Genomic DNA, 11,015 nt, shown 5'->3' with positions numbered 1-11,015 from the left:
GGGCATGACCATGTTCCGCATGCCGATCTTCGTGTGGAACGTGCTGCTGACCGCCGTGCTGGTCCTGCTCGCCTTCCCGGTCCTCGCGGCCGCGCTGTTGGCCCTGGAGGCGGACCGTAAATTCGGCGCCCATGTCTTCGACGCGGCCAACGGCGGCGCCCTGCTGTGGCAGCACCTCTTCTGGTTCTTCGGCCATCCCGAGGTGTACATCATCGCCCTGCCGTTCTTCGGCATCGTCACCGAGGTCATCCCGGTCTTCTCCCGCAAGCCGATCTTCGGCTACATGGGACTCGTCGCCGCGACCATCGCGATCGCCGGCCTGTCCGCGACGGTGTGGGCCCACCACATGTACGTCACCGGCGGCGTGCTGCTGCCGTTCTTCTCCTTCATGACCTTCCTGATCGCCGTCCCGACCGGGGTGAAGTTCTTCAACTGGATCGGCACCATGTGGAAGGGTTCCGTGTCCTTCGAGACACCGATGCTCTGGGCCACGGGCTTCCTGGTGACGTTCCTCTTCGGCGGACTGACCGGCGTCATCCTGGCCTCGCCGCCGATGGACTTCCACGTCTCCGACTCGTACTTCGTGGTGGCCCACTTCCACTACGTGGTGTTCGGCACGGTCGTCTTCGCCATGTTCTGCGGATTCCACTTCTGGTGGCCCAAGTTCACCGGCAAGATGCTCGACGAACGGCTCGGCAAGCTGTGCTTCTGGACGCTGTTCATCGGCTTCCACGCCACGTTCCTGGTCCAGCACTGGCTGGGCGCCGAGGGCATGCCGCGCCGCTACGCCGACTATCTGGCCAGCGACGGCTTCACCGCCCTGAACACCCTCTCCACGATCGGCTCGTTCCTGCTCGGCCTGTCGATCCTGCCGTTCCTCTACAACATCTGGAAGACGGCCAGGTACGGCGAGCCGGTGGGCAGGGACGACCCATGGGGCTACGGCCGTTCGCTGGAGTGGGCGACCTCCTGCCCCCCGCCACGGCACAACTTCGTCACCCTGCCCCGGATCCGCAGCGAGTCCCCGGCGTTCGACCTGCACCACCCCGACATCGCGATGAGCGAGCAGGAGGTCCAGGTCCCGGCGCGGACCGACCGGGGCGAGGGGTGAGCGGTACGCCGCGGCAGGACTCCGACGGCGCCCTGGCCAACGAGGTGGAGGGGTACCTGCTCTGGCAGGCCCGGATCGCCGAGGCGGAGCGGCGCGCGCGGGAGTTCGCGGGGCCGCTGGAGTGGCTGACGACGGGGCAGCGCGAGGAGATCGAACGCCGGTACGTCGCCGACAGCCTGCAGCGGGCCCGGGCGGACCTGGAACGGATCGCGGCCCGGTGCGCGTCGCTGCGCGCCGAGTACGAGCAGCGCTACCAGGAACTCCGGCGGCGCTGCGTGGGCGTGGCGCTGGCGGTGTGCGCGGGCTGCACGGCGGTGGCGGCGCTGCTGCTGGTCCTGTGACGGGAGGCCGCGTCCCGCACGGTGCCGCGGCCGGTCCGGACGACGGCCGTTGTCCGGCGGGAGGTCGTCCGTCTCACGCCATCCAGAAGAAGACCGCCGTCATCCGCTTCTCCTCCAGCGTCCGGCCGCAGTAACGGGTGGCGCTGTGCACGAGGTTGGCGTTGTAGAGGAGCAGACGGTTGTACTTGTGCGGGACGCGGACGTCCTCCTCGAAATGATCGCCCGGCACGAACCGGGTGCCCAGGGCCTCGACGAGGTTGTTGTGCGGGGCCTGGACGATGTTGCCGCCGAGCCGGCCGCCGGGCAGCGACTGACGGTAGAAGGCGGTGCCGCAGTCCTTGGGGACGCCCGGGTTGAGGTAGAGCACGGCCGCGTACCGGCACAGCGCGCGGGAGTCGGTGTGCGGGCGGGGCTCGCTCTCGCCCTCGCCGACCACCTGGACGCAGTTGTGGTTCAGGGTGCCGCCGCCGGGCGTCTGCTGCACCCACAGCTCCTTCGCCCCGGTGGCCTTCTTCACCAGGCCTTCGATGCGGGCGAGTTCGCCGGGCTCCAGTCCGGGCATCGCGCGCAGACCGGGCCAGGTCTCGGAGGTGTACGGGTAACCCTCGACCCAGTCGTCCTTGGCCAGGCACCGCTTCCGCACGGCGTCGATCTCGGGCAGGACGTCGTCCAGCACCCAGTAGTCGCGGCCCTTGGTGGGCTTGCGGTAGGGCAGGACGGGGAGGGCCGCGGGCCTACGGGAAGGTGGCTGTGGGGGCATGCCGCGAATCTAGGACCGCGTTTCGGCCGCCTTCTCCCGGAGACGGGTCAATCTTTGACCAATCGTTTGTCATGTGCACCAACACATGGCAATCACCGCCCAGGACCGAGGCGTTCGGAAATTTTTACCCGAACCCCAGAGACGAATCGCTCCCGCGTCCGTACTGCTGTGCGTCCGAACCGCCCCGCGCCGTCACCGTGGGCGGGATCCACGACCGGGCAGGAGGCACGGTGCGCTTTTCGCGGAACGCGACGGGAACTCTCTTCGTGGGCGGTGCGATGGCCATGACCCTCGTGGCCCTGGCCTACCCGGGCATGCTCGGCCTGAACAAGGTCACCACCGCCCAGGACCGCGTCATCGCCAACACCCAGTGGGGCCCGCTCACCGAGCAGGACCGGGACTTCGTGGTGAAGGTGCGGGCCGCGGGCCTGTGGGAGTACCCGGTGGGGCAGATAGGGCTGCAGAAGGGCACCACGCCGGGGGTCATCACGGCCAGCAAGCACCTGGTCGACGGGCACGCGGCGCTGGACACCACCTGCCGCAAGATCGCACCGATGCTGAACATCACGCTGCCCGACCTGCCCAGTCCCCAGCAGCAGGGCTTCGTCAGCCAGCTGAAGGCGGACAGCGGGAAGAAGTTCGACAGCGACTTCGCCAACATCCTGCGGATGACGCACGGCGCGATCTTCAACACCATCTCGAAGATCCGGTCCACCACCAAGAACTCGCTGGTGCGCGCCCTCGCCGACCAGGCCAACAACACGGTCCTGGACCACATGACGGTGATGGAGAAGACGGGCCTGGTCGACTTCGACCAGACCTTGTTCCAGCAGACGACCCCGCCGAAGCTGCCCGACTCCGACCTGACCCCGCCGCCCCCGGCCGCCGGCCAGCCGGAGGTGGTCCTCACACCGCCGCCGAACGCGACGTCCACCCCCGTCGACATCAACGGCATCACCGGCGCGGGCCCGAGCCCGAGCCCGAACGTGGGCTAGGCCGGCCGGGGACGCCTCTCAGCAGTGGTCCCGCTCATCGTCCCCCTGTTCGTGGTGGTGCGGGCGGGGGCGCCGGCTTACCGGCGCATCGCCCGGTTGGAGGAACGCTGGACGGCCTCCAGCGCGGCCTCCCCGACCGCCGCTGCCACGGACTAGCGCTCCACCGTCTCCAGGTACAGCTTCACGTACCGGTCCACGTCGACCTGCAAGGCCACGTCCACCAGGGCGTGTTCGCGCTTGCCCTCGTGGATCTCGGACTCGCCCGGGCGGGGCCGGCGGTCGACGATCGTCTGGCCCCGGGCCGGGCCGGGCGCCAGGGACACCTCGACCGGCAGCAGGCGGGTGGTGAGGCCGGCCGGGTCGGCGACGGCGCACACCGCGCCCGCGTCGCCGAGGCCGCCCGCCTCCTCCGCCTCCGGGGCCTCGCCCTGCGTGGTCGGCCGGTGCGCGAGGAGTTCGCCGGCCAGCCGGGTGCCGGCGTCGCTGCTCGCGCGCAGCCGGTGGACGTCCGGGGCGTCCACGACGACCTGCATGAACACGTCGAGGCCGTACATCGTGATCGGCACTCCGGCCGTGAGCAGGATCGCCGCCGCCTCCGGGTCGTGCCAGACGTTGAACTCGGCGACGGGCGTGGCGTTCCCGACGGCCACCGCGCCGCCCATGAAGACGATCCGCTCGATGTTGCGGGTCACCTCCGGGTGGGTGCGCAGCAGCAGGGCGATGTTCGTCAGCGGCGCGGTCGGGATCAGGGTGACCGGGCGCGGGGAGGCCAGGATCTCGCGGCGCAGCAGGGTGACGGCGTCGACGTCCGCCGGGGCGCGGGTCGGCGCGGGCAGGCCCAGGTCGCCCATGCCGTCGGAGCCGTGCACATGCCGGGCCGAGCGGGCGGGTTCGATCAGCGGGCGTTCGGCGCCCCGGCCCACCGGGATGTCCGGGGCGCCCGCCTGCTCCAGCACGGTCAGGGTGTTGCGGACCACGCCGTCGACGTCCGTGTTCCCGGCCACGCAGGTCACCGCCCGCAGGTCCAGTCCGGGGTGGCGTACGGCGAGCAGCAGGGCCAGGGCGTCGTCGACGCCGGTGTCGCAGTCGATGATCACGGGGATGGGCTGACCGGTCACAGCGGACTCCTTCGTCGTACCGACGCTCAAACCCTAGATCAACGCCCGGCGGTCAGCCCTGCATCGTCCCTGCGGCGATCAGCCGCACCGCGGTCAGTCCCACAGCGCGGTGCCGCGTGCGGCCACCCGGGCGGCGATCCGGGCCAGCAGTTCGGGCACCGGCAGCTCCCCGGGGCGCCGGCCGTCCCGCAGGCGTACGGCGGCCAGCCCGTCCGCGGCCTCACGGGCGCCGATCACCGCCTGGTACGGCACCAGGCGGGCCGCGCGGATCCGGGCGCCCAGGGTGCCCTGCCCCGGACCGGCGAGCTCGGCCCGCAGGCCCAGCTCCAGGGCCTGCCGGACGACCGCCGCCGCCTGCCCGGCCTGCTCCTCGGCGACCGGCAGCACCACCAGCTGGAGGGGGGCCAGCCAGGCCGGGAAGGCGCCTGCGTGCACCTCGACGAGGTGGGCGACGGCCCGCTCGACGCTGCCGATGATGCTGCGGTGCACCATCACCGGCCGGTGCTTCGCGCCGTCGGCGCCGATGTAGTGCAGGTCGAAGCGGGCCGGCTGGTGGAAGTCGATCTGCACGGTGGACAGGGTGGACTCCCGGCCGGCCGGGTCGGCGATCTGCACGTCGATCTTCGGGCCGTAGAAGGCGGCCTCGCCCTCCGCCTCCTCGTACGCCACCCCGGACGCGTCCAGCACCTCCCGCAGCAGCTCGGTGGCCCGGCGCCACAGCCCGGGATCGGCGACGTACTTGCCGCCCGCGCCGGGCAGCGAGAGGCGGTGGCGTACGGCCTCGATGCCGAGGTCGGCATAGGCGCGGGCGATCAGCTCCAGCGCGGCACGGGCCTCCTGGACCGACTGCTCCAGGGTGCAGAAGATGTGCGCGTCGTTGAGCTGGATGGCCCGCACGCGGGTCAGGCCGCCGAGGACGCCGGAGCGTTCGGCGCGGTGCATGCCGCCCAGCTCGGCGATCCTGAGCGGCAGTTCGCGGTAGCTGTGGGAGCGGGAGCGGTAGATCAGGGCGTGGTGCGGGCACAGGCTCGGCCGCAGCACCACCTCCTCGGACTCATGGGGGCCCAGCTTCATCGGCGGGTACATGTCGTCGCTGTAGTGGTCCCAGTGCCCGGAGATCTCGTACAGCTCCCGTTTGCCGAGCGCGGGCGAGTACACGTGCCGGTACCCGGCGCGGCGCTCGGCCTCACGGATGTACTCCTCCAGGGTGTGCCGGACGACCGCGCCGTCGGGCAGCCAGTACGGCAGGCCGGCACCCATCAGGGGGTCGGTGTCGAACAGGTCGAGTTCGCGGCCGAGACGGCGGTGGTCGGGCAGCCGGTCGTCCATGGGGGCTCCTCCTCATGCGGAGGGACGAACGCCCCGTGACACGCCAGAAGCCCCGGGGCGGTCGCCCCGGGGCTTCGATGCTGGTCAGGTGTCAGCGCGCCGGGACGGTCTCCGGCGTCGTCGTGCTCTTCGGGCACTGCTGGGCGCGCTGCATAGGGCGACCGTAGCAATGCGGGAAGCCGCAGGGCGAGGCGTTTTCCACCGTCCGCTCGGCCGTCCGCCCAGCCGTGCTCGCCCCCTCCCCGCTCGTTCCCCCGCCCTTCCGCTCACCCGTCCGCTCACCCGGACGGACGGGAGCGCTGGTGGGGCGGGCGGGGCGGTGGTGCCGTGAGAGCAGGCACCCCACCGGTCCGCAGCCCAGGAGACATCTCCATGATCGACGCGATACGCCCCCGCGGCCTCCGGTCCTGGCTCACCGTCGCCGGCCTCCTCGGCCTGGGCGGCTGCGCGGCCCTCGGCCTGAAACAGCCGGCGACCGCGCCCCAGCCCCTGCCGACGATCGACCGGCAGACCCCGGCGCCGAAGCCGACCGCGCGGGCCGACGGTTCCACGCTCACCGACGAGCAGGCCCAGGCCGCACTCATCACCCAGACCGACCTCGGCGCCCCCTGGACGGCGACCGACGGTGCGGCGACCTGGCGTGACGGGCTGCTGAAGGCGACCACCGAGGCCGGCGCCTGCCAGCCGCTGCTGGACGCCCTCTACTCCGACGAACTCCTCGGCGGCCCCGCCCGTGTCGCGATCGGCCTGGACGACACCGACAACGACGCCCAGCTGCGCTACCAGATCGCCGCCCGGCGCCCCTCCGACGTGGACGCGGCGCTGACATGGCTCGCGTCGATGCCGGCGCAGTGCGCGCGGTTCACCGCCACCACGGAACTCGGGGTCATGGAGGACGTCCAGGTCACCGACGCCCCGCTGCCGGAGGTCGGGGACGCGCGCCAGGGGCTGCGCGTCAGCATCGACGCCGTGACCACGGACGGGCAGGAGGCCCTGCTCTCGCTGGAGGTGGCCGCCGTCCGGGTCGGCGCGGACGCCTTCGTCCTCACCAACGGCGGTCTGGGCGACGTACCGAACGACGCGACCCAGGCCGCCGTCCAGGTCGGCGCGCTGCGCCTGGCGGACATCCGCAGACAGGGCCACGCACAGGTCTGAGCACCACCCTGCTCCCCCGGACCGGCGCGGGGATGAGGGGCGGCGGCGCGCCACGGGTCACAGCGGCGGCTGGGCCGGGGCCGGGCCGAGGGTGGTGGTGCCCGGGGCGGTGCGGTGGCCGAGGCCGGTGCGGTAGGCGTCCAGGGCGGCCTCGACGCGGCCCGTGCGGCGCATCAGGTCGCCGAGGAGACGGCACAGGTCGGCCAGGTCGCCGGCGGCGCCCGCGCGCTCCAGGAGGCTGAGCGCGCGGACGTAGTGCTCCTCGGCGGCCTCGGTGTCCCGCGCGTCCTCGGCGATGATGCCGAGCAGGCGGTGGGCCGCGGCGGCGTGCACCGCGCCGCGTTCGGAGGAGAAGTCGCCGAGGACGCCCTGGAGGAGCTCGGCGGCCTCGGCGGACTTGCCGCGGCGGTGCAGCACGTCGGCCAGTTCGACGGCGGCCTGGCTGCGGTAGAGGGCGGCCCGGCTGCGCGCGAGCATGGTGTGCGCCTGCCGCAACTCGGCCTCGGCGCGCTCCAGTTCGCCGTTCTGGGCGCAGACGTAGCCGCGCATCCAGTGGCAGTTGGCCAGCTCGGTGCGCAGCCGCAGCTGGCGGTACAGCTCGGCGGCCTTGGCGAGGGAGGCGTCGGCCTCGGCGACCCGGCCCTCGGCGATCAGGGTGCGGGCCACCGACCGGTGCATCCGGGCGATCAGCGCGGGGTCGGCGGCCTGCGGCGCGAGCGCGAGGGCGAACTCGGCGGCCTGGGCGGCGCGGGCGTGCGCGCCCATGTCCATGTACGGGCCGATGACAGCGGCGTAGAGCAGAAGCAGGGCGTCGGGATCGTGCAGTCCGCCGCGGTTCAGTTCGTCGAGGGTGGATTCCAGGAGGTAGACGGCGTAGCGGAGTTCACCGGCGAGGTAGTGCGCGACCGCGCGTCCGCGGACGGCCGGCACGCGCACCGGCAGGCACTGGTCCGCGAGCTGCTCCTCGGCCCGCTCGAAGCACTCCCGCGCCCGCGTCAGCTCCCCCGTCTCCAGGGCGCACTCCCCGAGCCCCAGCAGCGCGGTGGCCTGCTCGCGGCCCAGCCCGTGGCCCTCCGCCTCCGCGCGCAGCGCCGCGTACTGGACGGCGGCCTCCTCGGCCCGGCCGTCGGCGAGGACCCGCTGGGCCTCGGTGAGCCGCAGCCTGAGGTCGGTGGCGAGGTGGGCGGGCCGGCCGACGGACAGCTCCTCGAAGGCCACGCCGAGCCGGCCGGCGATGTGCCGCAGCGCCTCGTCGGAGGCCCGCACCCGGCCCGCCTCCAGGGTGGAGATGTAGGCGGGTGTGTAGGCGGGCTCCGCCAGCTGCCGCTGGGTCAGCCCGCGCTCGGTGCGCAGCTGCTGTACACGCCGCCCGATGACGGCCGGATCGTCCCGGTCCTGCATCCTCTGACCCCCAACTCCCCTGTGTGCTCTTGCCGTCAGGCGGCGGCACCCCTAGGTTAAACGGCGAATTAAGCCTGCTTAATACGCTGCTGTCGTGTTGCGAGGTCGCCGTGATCGGACGTACATCCGCACCCTTCGAACGGCCCACCACGAGGTATGCCAGAGGCGTCGCCGCGGCGGTGGTCGCCGTGACGGCACTCGTCCTCGCGGCGAACGCCTGCCCGGCGCGGGCGGCGGCGTCCCAGGGTCCGGCCGTGCACGCCGCGCCGCAGACACAGACCTCCCACCGCTGACGGCGCACGGACCACCCCTCGTCCACGGCACACCCGGACCCCCTCACTCGAACGCATGTGCCGTTACGTTTCGGACAGGTGGTGCCTAGCCTTCCCCCATGACCTCCACCGCCGCACGCACCGCCCTGGACCTGACCTCCGACCTCCCGGTGACGGACCTGGAGGACCTCTACCGCGACCTGCACCGCCACCCCGAGCTGTCCCTGCGCGAGCACCGCACCGCCGGCACCCTGGCCGGCCGGCTGGCGAAGGCCGGGTACGAGACGACGGAGGGCGTCGGCGGCACCGGGGTCGTCGGCCGGCTGCGCAACGGCGACGGCCCGACCGTGCTGCTCCGCGCCGACATGGACGCGCTGCCGGTCCAGGAGGCGACCGGACTGCCGTACGCCTCGCGGACGGACGGCGTGATGCACGCCTGCGGGCACGATCTGCACGTCACCTGGCTCGCCGGGGCCGCCGCCGCGCTGGCCGCCGGACGCGACACCTGGCGGGGCACGCTGCTGATGGTGGGCCAGCCGGCCGAGGAGACCGGGCAGGGCGCGGCGCGGATGGTCGCGGACGGGCTGTACGAGCGGTTCGGCCGGCCGGACGTCCTGCTCGGCCAGCACGCCGCCCCCGGTCCGGCGGGCCTGTACCCGCACGCACCCGGTCTGATCATGTCGGCGTCGACGGACGTCGACATCGTCGTGCACGGCCGGGGCGGGCACGGCTCGCGCCCGGAGGCGACCGTGGACCCGGTGGTGACGGCCGCCTACCTGGTCACCCGGCTGCAGACGGTGGTGTCGCGGGAACTGGCGGCGGGCGAGTCCGCGGTGCTGACCGTGGGCCGGATCGAGGCCGGCACCCGGCACAACATCATCCCTTCCGAGGCGCGCATCTCACTGAACCTGCGCAGCCAGTCCGAGGAGGTACGGCAGCGGATGCTGGCCGCGATCCGGCGCATCGCGCACGGCGAGTGCCTGGCCGCCGGCTGCCCGCGCGAGCCGGAGGTGACCGTCGGCAGCACCTTCCCGGTGACCGTGAACGACGCGGCCACCGACACCGCCGTGGCCGCCGTGCACGGCGAGGTCTTCGGCGCGGACACGGTGTTCGACCCGGGCCCGGCGATGGGCAGCGAGGACTTCCCGGAGCTGGCGCTCGGCTCGATCCCGTACTCGTACTGGTTCGTCACCACCACCCCCGCCGAGGTCTGGGAGCAGGCCCCCGGTGACACGTTCCCGGAGAAGTTCGCGGCCGTGCCGAGCAACCACAGCCCGCACTTCGCCCCCGGCCTGCCCACGATCACCCCAGGCGTCCGCACCCTCGTCTCGGGGGCGCTGGCCATGCTGTCGGGGGCCTGAGGCTACGGGGCCGCCTGGAGCTGGCGCAGGTGCTGCCGGACGTTCTCCAGCGCACCGCTCCGACGGCCGGGCACCCGCAGCCTCAACTCCGCGAGCGCGGAACCCAGTTCGCGGGCCGGCGCCGCGTCCGTGATCAGGCCCCACTGGTGGTGGGCGCGGTCCACGGCCGCCTCCACGGCAGGCGAGTCCCCCGTCTGCCCCGCCCCCAACCGGGTCCGGGCGACAGCCAGCCAGGCCCGGCAGCTGCGCACCGGATCCCCCGCGAACATCGCGAGATCGGCCCGTACTTCGGCCCAGTGCAGGGCCTCGTCGGAGGCGGAGCCATGAGCGCGGACGGCCAGCTGCTCGTGCCGGGCGGCGAAGCCGTCGGCATCGACATGCCGCCCGTCCCGCACGGCCGCGCTGATGGCGGCGTGCGGGTCCTGGCCGGTGCGGGTGTCGGCGTGGGCGTGCGGCCCGGTGCGGACGGCCGCGTCGGGACGCGGCCGGTCGTGGCGGACGGGCGGGTGGGCGGACGGGGGCCGGGGAGCGGCGCCCCCGGCGACGGCGAGCACCAGATCCCGCCCCGCAGCGGCCCCGCCGATCCGCACCAGCGCCTGCTCGTGCAACGTGGCGAGCGGCGGCCGGCGGCCACTGCGCAACAGCGTCGCCACCGCCTTCATGTACGCCGGCTCGGCCGGCCCGCGCCGCCCGCCCGCCGCCGCCACCCGTCCGTGAACGGTGCTGTGGGGCCCGCAGTCCAGCCCGTGCTCGGCGACGTACCGCCAGGCCTCGCCGTCCGCGTGCAGGTCCAGCACGAGAGCCGTGTCCGCGGCGGAGCGCAACCGCAGCTCCTCGCGGACCCAGTGCCACGGCAGCCCGGTGTAGCGGAGGGTGGCCGCGGTGGTGCGCGCCAGCGCCAGGTGCGGCAGCCGCTGCCGGCGGTCCAGCTGCAGCTGGCCGGCGATGTACACGGTCAGCGGTCCGGGCGCGGCCGCGGCGGCACGCAGCCGGGTCAGCACGGCCTGCGGCTCCAGCGGGTCGGCGAGTTCGACGACGTGGGCGGTGTCGGCGCCGGACAGCACGGCGGGGGCCACGGCGGCCAGCACCGGAAGCACACCGGCCGCGTTCACCAGGCGCCCCCGGCCCACCGGCGAGGCCGCGAGCAGCAGCACGGTTCCGGGCATCGGTCC

The 11,015-nt window shown here is 73.4% G+C and carries 11 protein-coding genes; 6 read left to right on the top strand and 5 right to left on the bottom strand.

The features are described from left to right. The coding region (locus IO33_RS0135460) for a cytochrome c oxidase subunit I (protein ID WP_209438971.1) at positions 1–1,111 on the top strand (1,111 nt) is incomplete at its 5' end. After that, a complete protein-coding gene (locus tag IO33_RS0135455) occupies positions 1,108–1,452 on the top strand; it encodes a hypothetical protein (RefSeq protein ID WP_031172781.1) in 345 nt (114 codons plus the stop codon). The genes IO33_RS0135460 and IO33_RS0135455, both read left to right, overlap by 4 nt. Positions 1,453–1,525: 73 nt before the next feature. Here the strand turns inward: IO33_RS0135455 and IO33_RS0135450 are convergent, their stop codons facing one another. Further along, positions 1,526–2,212 (bottom strand): DUF6445 family protein, encoded by a 687-nt coding sequence (locus IO33_RS0135450; protein WP_031172780.1) that lies wholly within the window; start codon positions 2,210–2,212, stop codon positions 1,526–1,528. A 278-nt stretch (positions 2,213–2,490) separates the two neighbouring features. Here IO33_RS0135450 and IO33_RS0135445 point away from each other — a divergent pair, with 278 nt between their 5' ends. Continuing rightward, positions 2,491–3,207, top strand: a complete 717-nt coding sequence (locus tag IO33_RS0135445; protein ID WP_390987609.1) for a DUF4142 domain-containing protein — start codon at positions 2,491–2,493, stop codon at positions 3,205–3,207. A 152-nt stretch (positions 3,208–3,359) separates the two neighbouring features. Here the strand turns inward: IO33_RS0135445 and IO33_RS0135435 are convergent, their stop codons facing one another. Together IO33_RS0135435 and thrS are read right to left on the bottom strand one after the other, a co-directional pair. Next, positions 3,360–4,325 (bottom strand): nucleoside hydrolase, encoded by a 966-nt coding sequence (locus tag IO33_RS0135435; RefSeq protein ID WP_031172775.1) that lies wholly within the window; start codon positions 4,323–4,325, stop codon positions 3,360–3,362. Positions 4,326–4,418: 93 nt separating this feature from the next. Continuing rightward, on the bottom strand, positions 4,419–5,654 hold the full coding sequence (gene thrS, locus IO33_RS0135430; protein ID WP_037686780.1) for a threonine--tRNA ligase: 1,236 nt from the start codon (positions 5,652–5,654) through the stop codon (positions 4,419–4,421). A gap of 372 nt (positions 5,655–6,026) precedes the next feature. Between thrS and IO33_RS0135425 the strand changes: the two genes are divergently transcribed. Then, entirely contained in the window at positions 6,027–6,809 is a 783-nt protein-coding gene (locus IO33_RS0135425; RefSeq protein WP_031172772.1) for a hypothetical protein, read from the top strand. A gap of 57 nt (positions 6,810–6,866) precedes the next feature. Here IO33_RS0135425 and IO33_RS0135420 read toward each other — a convergent pair whose 3' ends face one another. Continuing rightward, a complete protein-coding gene (locus IO33_RS0135420) occupies positions 6,867–8,210 on the bottom strand; it encodes a helix-turn-helix domain-containing protein (protein WP_031172770.1) in 1,344 nt (447 codons plus the stop codon). A 110-nt stretch (positions 8,211–8,320) separates the two neighbouring features. On the opposite strand from IO33_RS0135420, the gene IO33_RS49740 reads away from it, so the two are divergent. Both IO33_RS49740 and IO33_RS0135410 read left to right on the top strand, forming a co-directional pair. Next, a complete protein-coding gene (locus IO33_RS49740; protein ID WP_107069460.1) occupies positions 8,321–8,503 on the top strand; it encodes a hypothetical protein in 183 nt (60 codons plus the stop codon). A 98-nt stretch (positions 8,504–8,601) separates the two neighbouring features. Then, positions 8,602–9,843, top strand: a complete 1,242-nt coding sequence (locus IO33_RS0135410) for an amidohydrolase (protein ID WP_031172768.1) — start codon at positions 8,602–8,604, stop codon at positions 9,841–9,843. A 2-nt stretch (positions 9,844–9,845) separates the two neighbouring features. Here the strand turns inward: IO33_RS0135410 and IO33_RS0135405 are convergent, their stop codons facing one another. Next, entirely contained in the window at positions 9,846–11,009 is a 1,164-nt protein-coding gene (locus IO33_RS0135405) for a hypothetical protein (protein ID WP_031172766.1), read from the bottom strand. Between the last annotated feature and the right edge of the window lie 6 nt (positions 11,010–11,015).

This window comes from Streptomyces durhamensis, assembly GCF_000725475.1.
GTDB classification, from domain to species: domain Bacteria; phylum Actinomycetota; class Actinomycetes; order Streptomycetales; family Streptomycetaceae; genus Streptomyces; species Streptomyces filipinensis.
Note: the sequence above shows the minus strand (reverse complement) of the source record. Positions and strands in the feature narration are given on the sequence as shown.